The sequence below is a fragment of the Rhizobium sp. BK316 genome (assembly GCF_014193695.1).
GTDB lineage: Bacteria > Pseudomonadota > Alphaproteobacteria > Rhizobiales > Rhizobiaceae > Rhizobium.
On sequence record NZ_JACHZR010000001.1, the window covers coordinates 1,310,800 to 1,327,477 of the forward strand.

The following is a 16,678-nucleotide window of genomic DNA, read 5'->3' on the forward strand; positions in this document are numbered from 1 at the left end:
CACATTCCCACCCGATACATTCACGAAGCAAGGAGAACGGCATGCCCGATACCCTCATCAAGGTGGACCTAAGCGAGTCCGCCTACAGCAACGAGAAGATACACAACCGCTGGCACCCCGACATTCCAATGGCCTGCTGGGTCGAACCCGGCGACGACTTCCGGGTCGAGACCTATGACTGGACCGGCGGCCAGATCAAGAACGACGACGATGCCTCCGACGTGCGCGACGTCGACCTCTCGCAGGTCCACTTCCTGTCCGGCCCGATCGGCGTGAAGGGTGCCGAGCCCGGCGACCTGCTGGTGGTCGACATCCTCGACATCGGCGCCTTCGACAACAGCCTGTGGGGTTTCAACGGCTTCTTCTCCAAGAAGAACGGCGGCGGCTTCCTGACCGAGCATTTCCCGGAGGCGCAGAAGTCGATCTGGGACTTCCAGGGCATGTTCACCTCCTCGCGCCACGTGCCGGGCGTCAAATATGCGGGCCTCATCCATCCCGGCCTGATCGGCTGCCTGCCGGACCGCAAAATGCTAGACCTGTGGAACAACCGCGAAAAGGCGCTGTTCGACACCGATCCCGCCCGCATACCGGCGCTTGCCACCCTGCCGGATGGCGGCCCGACCGCGCATATGGGCGCTCTCAAGGGCGAGGCCCGCGACAAGGCAGCCGCCGAGGGCGCCCGTACGGTCCCGCCGCGCGAGCATGGCGGCAATTGTGACATCAAGGACCTGTCGCGCGGCTCGAAGATCTATTTCCCGGTCTATGTCGACGGCGCCGGCCTTTCCATGGGCGACCTGCATTTCAGCCAGGGCGACGGCGAGATCACCTTCTGCGGCGCCATCGAGATGGCGGGCTGGCTGCATATCAAGGTGTCGCTGATCAAGGACGGCATGGCCAAATACGGGATCAAGAACCCGATCTTCCGACCCTCGCCGATCACGCCGAAATACGACGACTACCTGATCTTCGAGGGCATCTCGGTCGACGAGGGCGGCAAGCAGCATTATCTCGACGTGCATATCGCCTACCGCCAGGCCTGCCTCAACGCCATCGAATATATGACCAAGTTCGGCTACACCCGCGCCCAGGCCTATGCCATCCTCGGCACGGCGCCGATCCAGGGCCATATATCCGGCGTGGTCGACATTCCAAACGCCTGCGCGACGCTGTGGCTGCCGCTCGACATCTTCGAATTCGACATGAAGCCCGGCGCCGACGGTCCGAAGATATTCCTTGACGGCACGGCCGACGTGCCGCTCGCCCCCGATCTTTGATCATACAAGGCAATCAGGGCGGCCATGCCGCCGCCCTGATTGCGCATCTCGACGACCCGGAGCCAGCCATGCCCTATTACGACTATTCCTGCGACGCCTGCGGCCCCTTCACCGAACTGCGCCCCATGGCGCGCTCGGCCGAACCTTGCGACTGCCCGACCTGCGGCACGCCGGCACCGCGCGCCTTCTTCACCACGCCCTTCTTCGCCAAGATGGAAATGAGCGCACGGGTGGCACATCAGACCAACGAGAAAGCGGCGCACGAGCCCAAGACCTCGAAAAGCCTCGGTCACGCCCCCGGATGCGGCTGCTGTAGCAGCAAGGCCAAATCGAAGGCGGTCTATCGCGCCGACGGCGCCAAGACCTTCCCTTCGGGGCGGCCGTGGATGATCAGCCATTGAGCGAGCCTCTCGGTGATCGGCGTTTCGAAGACACCTTGGCAGGATAATTCCAGACAAGGTGAGGCTGAGGCCTAAATTCAATCCAGGGCTATACCGACCGAACCACGCACACCCCCTTCCGGCTCTAAATAGCCCAAAGCACCGAATTCCCCTCCGCATTTTTTTGGATTTGCAGGGCTATCAAGACGATCGGATGGGAACCGTAGTCATCGGCGCTGCTATCCTTGACCCCAACCTGGCTGCTGTGAGCTCCGCGCTATCGTCTGGTCCGACGAAATCGGCACACAGCGCGTATCAGCTATTCTTCAGATGGAACGGTAGCGGCCGAGTTCGTTCATGGCGTGCTTCACCATTTCCATCAGTTCCTCCGACGTGGCGCCGTCACGCGCCTGGACGGACATGCCCTGCACGATGGCACCGAGAAAACGCGCCAGCGACTTGGCATTCGTGTCCGGGCGAAGCTCCCCTTCCGCTATTCCTCGCTCGATTCGCGTCGTGAAGGCATCGAGCGTCTGTTGGCGAAGCGCGGAGACATAATAGGCAATGTCCTCGTTTTCCGAAGCGCAGTTCAGCACGGCCGTGGAAATCATGCAGCCTTTCGGATGATCGGGAGCCGTGAAGATCATCGCTGAATTTCTCAGGAATCGTTCGAAGGCGGCGACGGTTTCGATCTCTTCCCTCAGCGGATTGCCCGGATACGGCCGGGGCATGCGGCGATATTGGTCGAGAGCCTCCCGGTAGAGGTCCGCCTTCGACTGAAATGCTGCATAGAGGCTTTGCGGCGTGATGCCCATGGATGCCGTGAGATCGGCAATCGACGAGCCGTCGTAACCATGCTCCCAGAACACGTCGCGCGCTGCCGCAAGCACCGTCTCGCGATCGAACGCCGGCGGGCGGCCACGCTTGCGTGGCGTGGATTCCTTGTCGCCATCGTTATTTTTCACAATGATCACTCTAGAAATACGAATCGATTCGGTTTATTCAGGAACGGTCATTGTGATTATAGGAGGTTTGGTCGCATGTGTCTCCGTCTCGATACTGCTGCTGCAGATAATTCCCTGGGTGAAAGCCTCGATGCCGTCCTCGACCACACGCTCTACGACAAGCGGCTCGTCGGTATGGTCGTGCTTGTCGCCCAGCACGGGCAGCTCGTCTACCGACGCGCTGCCGGCCTGGCAGACCGCGAGGCGAACCGTGCGATGACGGAAGATACGATCTTCCGACTGGCCTCGGTAACGAAGCCGATCGTTGCGATTGCGGCCATGCGCCTCGTCGAGCAGGGCCTGATCGGGCTGGACGATCCGGTGACGAGATGGCTGCCGGATTTCCGGCCTCATCTCCCGGACGGCAACGAACCGGTTATCCGTATCCGCGATCTTCTGACGCATACGGCCGGGCTGACCTACGGATTCATGGAGGAGAATGGCCCTTACGTTCGCGTCGGCGTTTCCGACGGTCTGGCGGAACCAGGCCTGCCGCTGGACGAAAACCTCCGGCGTATCGCAAGCGCGCCCCTGCTCTTCACGCCGGGCACGAATTGGCAATATTCGCTGGCGATGGACATCATCGGCGGTGTCATCGAGGAGGAGACCGGCACGAGGCTTGGCGAGGCGGTTGAAAGGCTAGTCACAGGCCCGCTTGGACTACGCGACACCGCGTTCCGGATCACTGACCGCGAGAGACTGGCGGCGGCCTATCAGAACGGCTCGCCGGAGCCCGAGCGCATGGGCACGGAATCATCCGTCGTCGCATTCACCGGAACGGTGAGATTTGTGCCGGACCGCATCTTCGATCCCAATTCCTATCATTCCGGCGGCGCCGGTATGGCGGGGACCGCGCGTGAGGTGCTCGCCATACTGGAAACGGTCCGTAAAGGCGGAGCACCACTTCTTACCAAGGAGACGGTCGACCTCATGACCAGCGACCAGGCGCACGGCGTGCGCCAACCGCTTGACCCGGGGATCGGCTTCGGTTTCGGATGGGCCGTGGTCACCGATCCCGTCGCCGCGCAGGCTCCGTGGTCAAAGGGTACCTATCGCTGGGGTGGCGCCTATGGTCATAGCTGGTTCGTGGATCCGCAAAAGGCGCTGACGGTGGTAGCGCTGACCAATACTGCGCTGGAGGGCATGTGGGGACAGTTCACCGTCGACCTGCGCAATGCCATCTATGGTGCCCTCTGATCTCGTATCCGCCCAGGCGAACGATTAGAAGTCCTTGCGCTGGTTCCGGCTGACGGGCGCAATTCAGGGAAAGTCTTTCTTGGAGCGACCGCTTCTCAGGTGACTGAGCTCCGGAGAATAGAGACACCTGCACAACAAAGAAGCGTATCGGAGCGTTCAGCATAGCGTCGCGCGGGAAAGCGGAAATTCGCGTCACACGAGGGCGCGAGGATGGGCAGGCGCTTCGGTGTCAGCGGTGCGCACCGACCATCCGCCAGAGCGCGGACGGTCGGGGCCGGAATGCTCCGCCACATTCGGCAAGGTTCTGCGATCGAAAGCGAGTGCCAAAAGAGCGTCACGATGCCATCGCATAATGCCGGTTTTCTGAGATGGGAGCGCTGCTTGTCCGGAACCGATACAGCAATTCTGCTAGGTTCTCAGTTTCCTGCGTCAGGCTCTGGGCGGCAGCCGTGGTCTGTTCGACCATCGCAGCGTTTTGCTGAGTCACCTTGTCCATCTGATCGCCGGCAGCGGAAACCTCACGCAGGCTCGTGGCCTGCTCGCGGGCCGCCACCGCGATCTCGGCGACGGTCGTATTCATGGCCGTCACCTGCTCGACGATCTGGTCGAGCGAGACGCCGGATTCGCCGACCAGCTCGACGCCCGTCTTGACCTGCATCGAGGAGGTGGAGATCAGCTCCTTGATCTCTCTTGCCGCATTGGCCGAGCGCTGGGCGAGTTCGCGTACTTCCTGCGCGACGACGGCAAAGCCCTTGCCGGCCTCACCGGCGCGTGCGGCTTCGACGCCGGCATTCAACGCCAAGAGGTTGGTCTGGAAGGCGATCTCGTCGATGACGCTGATAATGTTGCCGATCTTCGACGAAGAGTTCTGGATTTCCGTCATCGCGGCGATGGCGCGGGAGACGATCTCGCCGCCCTTTTCGGCATTGGTGCGGGCCGTCGCCACGACAGCCTGGGCGCGGCTGGCGCCTTCTGCCGTGCCGTTGACGCCGCGGGTGACGTCGCCGAGAGCCGCTACGGTCTCTTCCAGCGAAGCGGCCTGCTGCTCGGTGCGGCGAGCAAGATCGTTGGAGGCGGTGGAGATTTCGGCAAGGCCGGAGCGGATGGTCGTGACCGCGCGAATGACGGAGTCGATTGCTTCTTCCAGGCTTGCGACCGAGTTGTTGAAGTGATCGCGGATCCTGACGTAGCGGTGGTCGACTTCGCCGACACGGACCGAGAGATCGCCCTTGGAAAGCGCATCCAGGCCAAGCGAGATCTGGCGGAAGGCATGCTCCATCACCTGCGCATCGCTGAGGCGCTCGGCTTCCTGGCGAAGCCGTTCTTCCTCCGCGGCCAGGCGCGCGCGTTCGGCATTGGATTCGGCGATCAGCTTGGCGCGACCGGTCTCCTGGAAAACCTTCAGCGAACGCGCCATGGCGCCGAGTTCGTGGCGGTGTTCGACGCCCGTGATCACGATGGCGTCGTCGCCGCGGGCAAGCCGCTCCATGGACTGCGCCATGCCCCGGACGGCGGAGGAAATCAGCCGTCCGACGAAATAGGAGAGCACGAGGCCGATGACAATCAGCAGGCCACTGATGACGAGTGTCGCGCTGGTGGCCGAGGCAACCGTTGCTTCCACCGAACCGTCAAGATTCTTCTGCGCGCCGGTCACGGTCGCCTGCAGGTTCTTGAACTCGCCCGATATCTTCGGAGCCAATACGTTGAGCTGCGTCTGGCGGATATTTCCGGATGCCTGCAGCACGTCCTTCATGTCGCCAAGACGGGCGGTATAATTCTGCATGAGCTGGCCGGCGCCCATCAGACGCTTCTTCTGCAGCTCGTTCTTGGCAGTCTTGGCGGCGGCATCATTGAGCGCCACCGCTTCGGCCAGCGCTGCCTGAGCCGTGTCATAGGCGGCGAAATCGTCCGAATGTACGAAGCGTTCGGAGAAATAGAGGCTGCGGTTCAAGGCCTCCAGCGTCTGCGCCGTCATGTGCAGCAGAGCCACGTCGTTCTGACGCCAGGCGCTGCGCATGACGTCGTTGAGCGCGATGCTGGTCCAAGGGCCGAATTCGGTGACCTTGGAAATCAGCATGTCGCGCCTGGCCTGGAGGGAGACGATCTGTTCGAATGCCTTGCCGTAGGCGGCGATGTCTTGACGGATCGTCGTAAGGCCGGACTGCAAGTCCTTGTTGTCCGCAAAACGCGGATCGTCCGCCTCGAAGGCTTTCACGCCGGCACGGAAGCTGTCGACGACGGCCTGTGTCGGCGTGGAGCGGAAAGCTTCCGCCGACATCTGGATTTCGTGCAGCTGGTCGCTGTAATCCGATATGGCGAGGCTCTGGCCTGCCGTGGCGCGGTAGGAGGCGAAGATGGCGGCAAGCCCGTTCATGCCGGAGATCGCACTGACGGTGAGAAGGCTCATCAACAGGAACAGCGGTACGAAGCCCGACGTAATCTGCGCGCGGATGCCGAATTTATTCCAGAAATGCAACATGATAGCCCTCTTATTCACTGGGTCTTCGGCAGATACTTGGCGATGTTCTCAGGCGTCACGAGTTCGAAGGGAACGTTGTTTTCCCGCGGCACCTTCTCTTTGTTGACGAGCTTGACGGCGGCATCGACCGCGGTCGCACCCTGTCCGACCGCGCTCTGAAGAATGGTGACGTCGAGATCGCCGGCCGCCATCGCGGCGAGCGCGTCGTCGGTCGCATCGACGCCAGCGACGACGACGTCCTTCATCGGCATGCCGGCCTTCTTCATGGCGCGGATTGCGCCGAGCGCCATTTCGTCATTGTTGGCGATGACAGCGTCGAACTTGACGCCGGCCGCAAGCCATTCCTGCATCTGCTGGTCGGCATAATCGCGCGACCAGTAGGCGGCCTGCCGCTCGACGATCTCGAGGCCCTTGCATTCCGGCGCGGCGATGACGTCCGATATGTCCTGAGTGCGGGCGCGGGCGGCTGCGTGGAAGGGTTCGCCCATCAGCACGACGACGCGGCCCTTGCCCTTCAGGAGCGCACAGACCTGCTTCGTTTCCAGCGTTCCCGATTCCTTCTCGTTGGAGGCGACCACCACCTGATTTTCCGGCAGGTCGAGCAGGTTGGAGGGGACATTGTTGATGTAGATTAGCGGAATACCTGCATCTACCGCCATCTTGGTCATCTGCGGCCCGAGATCGCCATCGGAAACCGCCAGGATGATCGCATCGACCTTGTCGGCAATAAGCTTCTGGACTTGCTGCTTCTGCAGCTCGTTGTCACCCTTTGCGTTCTCGGTGACGAGCTTGAGGCCGGAAATCGTCTGCCCGTGGGTGACGACGCCGTTCAGGAGCGCCGTTCTGAATTTGTCAAGATCGGACATTGAGACGCCGATCGTCTGGGCGCCGGCGGCGGAGACCGACATCGCCAAAGCGATGGATGCGAGTGTGGCAGTTTTCACAAAATTCCTCCGCGATTTGGATAGAGGCGGATCGTTACAAATCTTGGTAAATTTTACCTTTCACTCGCACGATGCTGTAGCCAAACGCTGCAGACGTCCCGACGCATCAAGGAGCACCGGATTAGGATCGCGCATGTGAATTTAGGAATCATCGATGCTGGCAATGGAAGCGGGTGGTTTGTTTTGAACCGAAGCGTGGTCACCGTAAGCGCCGTGCCCAGGCGAACCGGCGATCAGTCTCATCGCGCCGGCCAATAGCAGGATCGAAATGGGAAGGACCAGCGCGTTCCATTGCAGCATCTGGTCGGTCTCCGCGACGAGCGTGGCGAAATGGACCACCAGATAGAGGATAATCATCTGGATGAAGAGATTCTTGAGTTCGGCGACACTGTCGATGACCATCCAATCGGGCAGCGCCGCGCGTTGTTCGGGCGACAGATCGACGAGAAAGCCAAGCGCGATGGCGCAGCCGAAGATGACGAGGACGATCGCAAACAGCAGCTTATCCGTCGCCCGCATGACGGCCGCAACGACGGCAAGGTCCGGGTCGGTTCTCACATAGGCAAAGGCATGCCATAATGTCAGCAGGCCCTCCCAAAACATCAAACCGGCGGCGGCAATAACACCTATGGATGCAAGCGCCATGACGAAGCGTAACTTCAGCAGGATGTTTATCATGGTCTCTCCGATCGAACTTCAACGTCCAAATCAAAGTAAGAAAAAGACGAGAGGATGCTGGTTTCTTTCTGCACGAGGGTAGGTGCCACTCACACCCGATAAACATAGAGGCGATCGATATGGACGCCAGCCAATCAATTCTCCTCAAACTGGTGACCGCGTTGCTGCTCGGAACGCTGATCGGCGCCGAAAGACATTTGAAGCAGCGGAACTCAAATCTCGTAACGCATGCGCTCGTTTCCCTTGGTGCCGCATCCTATGCGTCGCTTCCGAGTGCGATGGGCTTCGAATTCGATCTGCGGATGGGCGCTCAAGTCGTTACGGGCATCGGCTTCCTTGGGGCGGGTCTCATTATCCGCGACGGCACCAACATCAAAGGCTTGAGCACGGCTGCGACAGTCTGGAGCACCGGCGCTGTAGGTGTCTTCGCTGGCTATGGGCAGCTTCTTCTGGCTAGCGAAGCGGCCTTTTTCATTGTCGCCTTCAACTACACGCTTCCTAAGCTTGGATCGTATATCGAAGCCTGGTCTGTGGTCGCACCAGAACAGGAACGTATCTACGACATAAAGCTCAAATGCCCAACGGATCATGAAATAGCAGTCCGGGCGACGCTGCTGCAATCGCTGAACGCCAACAAACTGCAATTCCGATCGATAAAAAGCCGCCTGTGCGATGCCGACGACAGAATGGAAATCGAAGCGATCGTTTTCACAAAAACCGACCAGGACAGCGTTGTCGAACAACTCGTGGCCCAGCTGAGTTTGAGATCGGACGTCGCACAAACAAGCTGGTCAAAAACCGACGATGAGACCAACTGAGACGTGAGATAGCGCTCCTTGGGAAGAGCATGAAAGACAGTGCAAGAATCCCGCCTCTCGCCGCTTCAGGGTTCGACTTCGGCAGCGGTGGCATCAGCATCTGATCGCGACGCAATCAACAGTGCAGCACTTATCCGGCGATGGGTCGTCATGGCGCCAAATTAGGGCAGGACGCGCCAGCAGTAGCGCTTGCTGCTTTCCACGACTGGTAGTAGCATTTGAGCATATGCTAATTTTTGCAGACTGCTTCCATCCGCCTTGAGTTGTCAGATTTTCTCGGTCCTGTTGGAGACATGTCGATGACGTTGCATCGTCGAGTTCCGCCGACATTCCTGATGTTATTGTTCGCAGCTCTGATGTCAGTGCCGCAGGACGTGGCGGCACGGGCTGGTCCGTCCGTCGGCGTCCTCACCGTGCCGGTTCAAGACGTTTCGCCGAAACACGAATTCGTCGGACGTGTGGAGGCAGTCAATGCCGTCGATATCCGTTCGCGCATCGAAGGCTTCGTCGACCAACGTCTTTTTGATGAAGGCCAGTTGATCAGGAAGGATCAGGATCTCTTCCTGATCGACACGCGATCCCTGGAAATAGCGCTGGCGGACGCCAAAGCAGCGCTTGCGAGCGCCCAGGCGACATTGGCGGATGCTCAACGCCGCGTCGCGCGCAATCAATCGCTGAGCAATCAAACCGTATCGCGCGCGACGCTGGAGGAAAGCCAGACCGCCCTTGAAACCGGCCAGGCAAACCTTCTGTCGGCACAAGCGCGCGTGAGCCAGGCCGAGCTCAATCTCAGCTACGCCAGGATAGTCTCGCCGATTGACGGCCGCATCGGAGCTGCGGAACTGTCGGTCGGAAGCTTCGTCAGCGGCAGTTCAACGGCACTGGCTCGCGTCGTCGAAATGGATCCGATCCGTGTCGTGTTCTCGGTGAGCGATCGATCGATCCTCGAACTGCGCGCGGCCGCAGGCAATATCGGCAAGGAGGCGCTTGCCAGCAGCTATAAGCCCAGCCTGCGGCTGTCGAACGGCCAACCTTACACGGAGCCGGGAAGGATCGAATTCTTCGGTAACGAAATCGACCCGGCGACGGGAACACTGGCCGTTCGGGCGCTATTTCCCAATCCAGATGCCCTGCTTATTCCAGGTCAGTTCGTAACAGTTGTCATATCGGAAAGGGAAAAGACGCTCCGTCCGGTTGTGCCGCTCGGGGCGTTGCAGCAGGATCGGGACGGCAAGTACGTCCTGCTCGTCAACGCGCAGAATGCCGTCGAGCTGCGTCGAATAAGGATTACCCGGCAGATCGGTGGCAGCTGGGCAGTAGACGATGGTCTTAAAGGCGGGGAGAAACTGATCGTCGACGGCCTGCAGAACGTCTCGGAAGGCCTCGTCGTCGAGCCTACGGAAGTCTCTCCAACCGACAGCAGCGCGATCTCACTCGCGCCCATGGAACCGCAACCGGGTTCAGCGCAATGAACCTTTCGGCGCACTTCATTGCCAGGCCGAGATTTGCAATGGTCATCGCAGTCGTGATGATGATCGCAGGTGGCCTATCCCTCTTCTTGATACCCGTCGCCCAGTTTCCGCAGATCACACCGCCCGAAGTGCAGGTGACGGCAAGCTATCCCGGCGCGAATGCCAGCGTCATGACCGACAGTGTGGCGGCGCCGATCGAGGATCAGGTGAACGGCGTTGAAGACATGCTCTACATGTCGTCGTCAAGCACCAATAACGGCACCTACAGCCTGACAGTTACGTTCGCAGCCGGCACGGATCCAGCAATCGCCCAGGTCAACGTGCAAAACCGCGTTTCAATGGCATCGCCGCGGCTTCCCGCTGCCGTTACACAGACAGGCGTCTCGGTCAGAACTCGTTCATCGAGCATGCTGCTCGGCTTTGCGGTCTACTCGCCGAAGGGCACCAGGGACGATGTCTTCATCAGCAACTATGCCATGATCAACATCCGGGACGCGATCGCCCGCCTGCCGGGCGTCGGTGAAGCGAGCGTGTTTGGCCCGGCCTACAGCATGCGGATCTGGATGAACCCCGATCGCATGCAGGCCCTTGGGGTAACCGCGGCAGACCTGACGGCAGCGATCCAGGCCCAGAACGTCCAGGCATCCGCCGGCCAGCTCGGTTCGCCCCCGTCGCCCACCGGTCAGCAGCTGCAGTTGACCGTCATGGCCAGAGGAAGGCTTGCGGATGCAACCGAGTTCGGCAACATCATCATCCGCACCAACCAGGACGGAGCGATCGTCCATCTCCGCGACGTCGCCCGGATCGAACTCGGCGCACAATCCTACGATACGGCATCGACCCTGAATGGCAGGCCCAGCGCGACCGTCGTCGTCTATCAATCGACCGATGCGAACGCGCTGGCGGTATCGAACGCTGTTCTCGGCGAGCTGCAGACATTGTCGAAACAATTTCCTGATGACCTCGCCTACACGGTCGTTTTCGACACGACCGCCTTCGTTCGGCAGACCATCCACGAGATTTTTGTCACATTGGCGATCACCTTCGTGCTCGTTGTCGTGGTCGTATTCTTATTCCTGCAGGACTGGCGCGCGACGATCATCCCGACGCTGACCATACCCGTTTCGCTGATCGGCGGTTTTGCCGTGCTTTATCTCATGGGTTATTCGGCCAATACGATCACGCTTTTCGCGATGATACTCGCGATCAGTCTTGTCGTGGACGACGCGATCATCGTGGTGGAAAATGTCCAGCGCATCATTAGCGAGATGGGCGTCGACGTGCGTGAAGCGACGCTACGCACAATGAGCCAGGTCACGGGTCCAATCGTTGCAACAACGTTGGTGCTGGCCGCCCTCTTCGTGCCGGTTGCATTCCTCGCCGGTATAACCGGTGAACTCTACCGTCAGTTCGCGGTTACCATCTTGATCACGATCACCTTCTCGACGATCAATGCCTTGACCCTCAGTCCGGCACTCTGCGTCCTCATCCTCCGGCCGGCACACGAGAGCCGGTCGAAGCTGTTCGGCAGAATAAACCGGGGCCTCGATGCGTCGCGACGGTTTTATGTTTCGTTGCTGGCGGTTTTTGCCCGCAGGATTGCCCTCAGCCTGCTGTTTCTCATGGTTACCGTCGTGGGCGTCTACGGTCTTTATCGCATCCTGCCCGTGGGTTTTGTCCCCGCGGAAGACCAGGGCTATCTCTTCATGAACGTGCAATTGCCCGATTCCGCTTCCCTCGAGCGCACGCAGGAGACAGTCGCGACGGTCACCACTGTGCTCCAGCGGACGCCTGGGATTGCAAACACGATCGCCATTGCCGGGACGAGCATGATAGGCGGTGGCGGCTCCAATTCGGCAATGATCATCTCGGCGTTGAAGCCGTGGAGCGAACGCGGGCCGGACCAGAGCGTCTTTGCGTTGATGAACGAGCTTCGAACGGAGTTCAGAAAGGTTTCGACGGCGTCGGTTGTCCCGTTCAATCCGCCAGCGATACCTGGTCTCGGGACGACAGGCGGCTTTGACTTTCGCCTTCAGGCCCGCGCCGGGCAAAGTCAGGAGGAACTTGCCGAAGTGATGCGCGGGCTGATCGTCGCAGCAAACCAGACGGAGCGGTTAACAGGCGTCTTCAGCACGTTTTCGGCCGATGCGCCGCAGATCTATCTCGACATCGACCGGCGGCGGGCCGAACTTTTCGGCGTTTCGCCAGCGACGATCTTCAGCACGCTGCAAGCACATCTGGGATCGGCCTATGTCGACGACTTCAATATATTTTCGCGCGTATACCAGGTTCGGATCCAGGACGAGCCGACGTTCCGCTCACGCATCGAGGACATCCAGCGGCTGAGGGTGCGAAGCCAGTCAGGCGATCTGGTCCCCTTACAAGGATTGCTTTCCATCTCGACCATCTACGGACCAAACTCGGTCAACCGCTACAACCTTTTTCCATCCGCCGCGATCAACGGGCAGGCTGCGGCGGGTGCGAGTACCGGGGATGCCCTGAACGCCATGGAAGCGCTTGCTGCGGAAAAGCTGCCGCCAGGCTTCGGATATGAATGGACGGGACTTGCCCTTCAGGAAAAGCAAGCGGGCGGACAGACGGTCGTCATCCTGACCATGGGGATCATTCTCACCTATCTCTTCCTCGTCGCCCAATATGAAAGCTGGAGCGTCCCGCTCGCCGTGATGATGTCCGTGATCGTCGCGGTGCTCGGGGCCTTGGCGGGACTGGTGATCGGCAGCATCGATCTCAATATCTACGCCCAGATCGGCCTGCTGCTGCTGATCGGGCTGGCGGCCAAGAACGCCATCCTCATCGTGGAGTTCGCCAAGGAGCGGCGGGAAGAAGGTCTCAGCATCATAGAAGCGGCACACGAAGGAACGTCACAGCGCTTCAGACCGGTATTGATGACGGCGATGGCGTCCATATTGGGCGTGGTACCGTTGGTGGTGGCGACGGGAGCCGGAGCAGGCAGCCGCCAGGCGATCGGTGTTACCGTTCTCGGTGGGCTGCTGCTCGGAACGATCGTCGGTCTCCTCACCATTCCTTTGCTCTATATATTCGTTCAGACGGTGAGGGAGGCCGCAAAGCGGAAACTATTCGGTGCCGCCCATGCCGAGAAGACCCGTGGTCCTACCGCGGCGACCAACACGAATGAAGGGTCGGTCGGTCGGGTCGAAGCTGGAAACGCTGAAGTTGAGTAGGTCCGGGGCGTGATGGGTAATGCAAGTGAGGATGATGCGGAATGCGTCGTTTTGGTGCATGGGCTTGCGCGCGGCAGCGGATCCCTTCGGCTTGTCGAGAAGGCGCTGGCACGGCGCGGATTCCTCGTCATCAACAACGAATATCCCTCAACGCGCGCGACAATCTCCGAACTTGCAGGCTACGTCGGTGATGCTGTGGCGATGTGCGGGCAGAGACGCGTCAATTTCGTAACCCACTCCATGGGCGGAATTCTTGTTCGCTATTGGCTGACCCATCGGCGTCCGCCAAATCTCGGGCGGGTCGTCATGCTGGCGCCACCCAACAACGGATCCGAGATCGTGGATGTCTTCGGAGAGATGCTGCCATTTCATTGGATCAACGGCCCAGCCGGACGCGAGCTTGGAACCGGTCAGACGGCGTTGCCGAAGCTTCTGCCGCTTCCGGATTATCCCGTTGGCATCATCGCGGGCGACATATCCGTCAATCCGCTTTTCAACTCCATCATCAAGAGGAGGAACGATGGAAAAGTGTCCGTGGCATCGACGAGATTGGAGGGTGCGACTGACCATCTGGTGCTACATACCACGCACACCTTCATGATGTTCAACCCGATCGTCATCGCCGAGATAGTCAATTTTGTCGAAAAAGGCGCGTTTCAACACGGCCTGACAATGCAGGAGGCGAGCACGGCGCTCCTCGCGATGTTTCGATAAAGGACCTGGTGCCTCACCGCTGGCGCAGTCTCAGATCAGACGCCGCCGGCTTCGCTACCGCGTCCCAAAAGTTCGGACACCCATCGGCTGGAAGGATGATGGCGGCAGAATGTCACCAGCGCGATCGAGATCGGTACGCCGATGAACGCGCCGAAAATCCCCCAGAGATAACCCCAGGCAAAAACGGAAAGCAGCACGACGACTGGCGAAAGGGAGAGAGCGCTGCCGGATATGCGCGGTTCGATATAGCTGCCAAGTGTGAACTGAATGAGGTTGAGCCCCAGGAAGATGGCAATCGCCGATTGCCAGTTATCAAGCTGAATGAGCGCAAAGGCGGTGGGAAGCAGCGTTGCCACGAGCGGACCGATGAAGGGTATGTAATTCAAAACGAAGGCAATCGCGCCCCATTCCTTTGCAAGTGGCAGCCCAAAGCTGCTGGTGAATAACCAGATGAAAAGCCCCGTTGTGATGCTCATGATCGTCCGGATCCTCATGAAGCGTCGAAGCTTTTGCGCCGTTTCCCGGCTGCCGTCGAGCAGGAATTTTCTTGCCACCGGATTACGCATCGCCTTGATCCGGCTCTCAAAACCCTCGACCTCCATCAAGCCGAGAAGAAGGTAAGTGAGAGCGATCAGCCAAAAGCTGAACGTGCTGTTGACGCGGCTCGTCACGGCCTGAACCACACGCATTGCCCAAGCGGCGCCGACATTGTCGGCCCAGAGCACATCAACGTCGATGCCGTGTCCCTCCAGCCACTGACGAAGCTCATCATAGTGTTGTTGAAAGCGAGCGGTATTGTCGATCATCCATCCGCCGACATGCCCGAAGGACCAGGTGGAGATCCAGCCGAACGCTAGAAGGGCCAGCATCATAACGGCCAATGTCACGAGAAGCGCGACGTATCGTGGAAGGAAGGTCTGCACGCGATGCTGGACCGGCCATAGAAGGGCGATCGCCAGGAGCGCTAATGCGAGCGGCGCAAGTACCGTTGCACCCGCCGGCAACATGGCGATCACGACAAGCACCGCAATGACGACCTGAGCCGAAGGAACTGCTCGATGTCGCCCTGCCCGCATTATTGCCCTCGCCTGGATAGGTCAGAGTGTGTTGTTGAAAATCCGGCCATCCTTCATGACGACCTTCAGACTCTACTCGAGATTTCGATGAGTTTCAGGTCGTCGAGCGGATTGCCGCCGCGTCCCAAGCGACGGCAAGCAGGGCGCTATAAGGTGGGCCGACTTTTTCTTGCCACAACTAATAGTCGATGGCGTCACGAGCGATAGGGCATGTCATGCAATGCCCGCCGCCTCGCCCACGCCCAAGCTCTGCGCCCGTGATCGTGATCACCTCGATGCCTTGCTTGCGCAATAAGGTATTGGTGTAGGTATTGCGGTCGTAGGCGTAGACGACACCCGGCGAAGCGCAGACCAGATTGGCGCCGCTGTCCCATTGGGTTCGCTCGCGCATATAATCATTTCCGCCGGTCTCGACGACACGCATCGCCTTGAGTCCGAGCGCGTCGCGCACGGTCTCGACAAAGGAGCCCTTGTCCTTGTGAAGTTCGATGCCGCCATTGCCATCAGGGCGATAGGAAAAGGCTTCGATATTGTTGACGATATCGGGGTAGATCAACACGCAATCGCGGTCCGCAAAGGTGAAGACCGTGTCGAGATGCATGGCAGCGCGCAGTTTTGGCATGGCCGCGACGATGACGCGCTCGGCGGCGCCTTTCTCAAACAGCGCTGCCGCCACCTGGCTGATCGCCTGTCGCGACGTGCGCTCGCTCATGCCGATGAGGACGTTACCCCTACCGATCGGCATGACATCGCCGCCTTCTATCGTCGCAAGGCCCCAGTCCTTCGTTGGGTCGCCCCACCATACGTTGACCTTGCCGGCGAAATCCGGATGAAACCTGTAGATGGAGGTGGTGAGGATCGTCTCCTCGTGACGCGCCGGCCAGTAGAGTGCGTTCAATGTTACGCCGCCGTAGATCCAGCAGGTGGTGTCTCGGGTATAGAGCGTATTCGGCAGCGGCGGCAGCAGATATTCGTTGACGCCGGCTGCATCGCGGATCAACGCCAGTTGCTCGCCCCCGATGGCTTCCGGAAATTCAAACGTCGACAGGCCGCCGATCAGCGTTTCGGCCAGATCCCGGTCGGAAAGCCCTTCCAGATAGGATCGAACTTCATTCAGAAGACCGAGACCAATCTGGTTGGCGACGACCTGGTTGTCCAGTATCCACTTCTTGGCCTCGGGGATCGCAACCGTCTCGGCAAGCAGATTATGCATCTCCACCACGTCGATACCGCGGTCGCGCATTTTGGTTATAAAGTCAAAGTGGTCGCGCTTGGCATTATCGACCCAAAGAACATCGTCGAAGAGAAGCGCGTCGCAATTTGTCGGCGTCAGACGCTGATGGGCACGGCCGGGCGCGCAAACCATGACTTTTCGCAATTGGCCGACTTCGGAATGCACGCCAAATGTGATTTCCTGTGTCATCGATCTACTCCCTATG

At 59.8% G+C, this 16,678-nt stretch carries 13 protein-coding genes; 7 read left to right on the forward strand and 6 right to left on the reverse strand.

Annotated features, from left to right (window positions below):
* Positions 1-41 precede the first annotated feature (41 nt).
* Both fmdA and FHT87_RS05875 read left to right on the forward strand, forming a co-directional pair.
* Positions 42-1,274 (forward strand): formamidase, encoded by a 1,233-nt coding sequence (gene fmdA, locus FHT87_RS05870; RefSeq protein WP_183726267.1) that lies wholly within the window; start codon positions 42-44, stop codon positions 1,272-1,274.
* Between the two features lie 68 nt (positions 1,275-1,342).
* Positions 1,343-1,675, forward strand: coding sequence for a zinc ribbon domain-containing protein (locus tag FHT87_RS05875; RefSeq protein WP_183726269.1), 333 nt, complete (start codon positions 1,343-1,345; stop codon positions 1,673-1,675).
* A gap of 305 nt (positions 1,676-1,980) precedes the next feature.
* Here FHT87_RS05875 and FHT87_RS05880 read toward each other — a convergent pair whose 3' ends face one another.
* Positions 1,981-2,628 carry a TetR/AcrR family transcriptional regulator gene (locus FHT87_RS05880; RefSeq protein WP_183726271.1) on the reverse strand — a complete coding sequence of 216 codons (648 nt, stop codon included), beginning with the start codon at positions 2,626-2,628 and terminating at the stop codon, positions 1,981-1,983.
* Between the two features lie 66 nt (positions 2,629-2,694).
* On the opposite strand from FHT87_RS05880, the gene FHT87_RS05885 reads away from it, so the two are divergent.
* On the forward strand, positions 2,695-3,855 hold the full coding sequence (locus tag FHT87_RS05885; RefSeq protein ID WP_183726273.1) for a serine hydrolase domain-containing protein: 1,161 nt from the start codon (positions 2,695-2,697) through the stop codon (positions 3,853-3,855).
* A gap of 334 nt (positions 3,856-4,189) precedes the next feature.
* Here FHT87_RS05885 and FHT87_RS05890 read toward each other — a convergent pair whose 3' ends face one another.
* The 3 genes from FHT87_RS05890 to FHT87_RS05900 form a co-directional block, all read right to left on the reverse strand.
* Positions 4,190-6,334, reverse strand: a complete 2,145-nt coding sequence (locus FHT87_RS05890; RefSeq protein ID WP_183726276.1) for a methyl-accepting chemotaxis protein — start codon at positions 6,332-6,334, stop codon at positions 4,190-4,192.
* A gap of 14 nt (positions 6,335-6,348) precedes the next feature.
* The gene (locus FHT87_RS05895; protein ID WP_183726278.1) at positions 6,349-7,278 is read right to left on the reverse strand and encodes a substrate-binding domain-containing protein; all 930 of its coding nucleotides are present in this window, start codon (positions 7,276-7,278) and stop codon (positions 6,349-6,351) included.
* Between the two features lie 141 nt (positions 7,279-7,419).
* Positions 7,420-7,956, reverse strand: coding sequence for a YqhA family protein (locus FHT87_RS05900; protein ID WP_183726280.1), 537 nt, complete (start codon positions 7,954-7,956; stop codon positions 7,420-7,422).
* Between the two features lie 119 nt (positions 7,957-8,075).
* Between FHT87_RS05900 and FHT87_RS05905 the strand changes: the two genes are divergently transcribed.
* From FHT87_RS05905 to FHT87_RS31490, 4 genes are all read left to right on the forward strand, one after another.
* Positions 8,076-8,774 carry an MgtC/SapB family protein gene (locus tag FHT87_RS05905; protein WP_183726282.1) on the forward strand — a complete coding sequence of 233 codons (699 nt, stop codon included), beginning with the start codon at positions 8,076-8,078 and terminating at the stop codon, positions 8,772-8,774.
* 299 nt (positions 8,775-9,073) lie between these two features.
* Positions 9,074-10,246 carry an efflux RND transporter periplasmic adaptor subunit gene (locus FHT87_RS05910; RefSeq protein WP_183726284.1) on the forward strand — a complete coding sequence of 391 codons (1,173 nt, stop codon included), beginning with the start codon at positions 9,074-9,076 and terminating at the stop codon, positions 10,244-10,246.
* Positions 10,243-13,449, forward strand: coding sequence for a multidrug efflux RND transporter permease subunit (locus tag FHT87_RS05915; RefSeq protein ID WP_183726286.1), 3,207 nt, complete (start codon positions 10,243-10,245; stop codon positions 13,447-13,449). The genes FHT87_RS05910 and FHT87_RS05915 overlap by 4 nt, the downstream gene beginning before the upstream one ends.
* 12 nt (positions 13,450-13,461) lie before the next feature.
* Positions 13,462-14,163 (forward strand): alpha/beta fold hydrolase, encoded by a 702-nt coding sequence (locus FHT87_RS31490; RefSeq protein WP_183726288.1) that lies wholly within the window; start codon positions 13,462-13,464, stop codon positions 14,161-14,163.
* A 35-nt stretch (positions 14,164-14,198) separates the two neighbouring features.
* Here the strand turns inward: FHT87_RS31490 and FHT87_RS05925 are convergent, their stop codons facing one another.
* The gene (locus FHT87_RS05925; RefSeq protein ID WP_183726290.1) at positions 14,199-15,239 is read right to left on the reverse strand and encodes an AI-2E family transporter; all 1,041 of its coding nucleotides are present in this window, start codon (positions 15,237-15,239) and stop codon (positions 14,199-14,201) included.
* Between the two features lie 178 nt (positions 15,240-15,417).
* Positions 15,418-16,662 (reverse strand): arginine deiminase, encoded by a 1,245-nt coding sequence (gene arcA, locus FHT87_RS05930; RefSeq protein WP_210276650.1) that lies wholly within the window; start codon positions 16,660-16,662, stop codon positions 15,418-15,420.
* Positions 16,663-16,678: the final 16 nt, after the last annotated feature.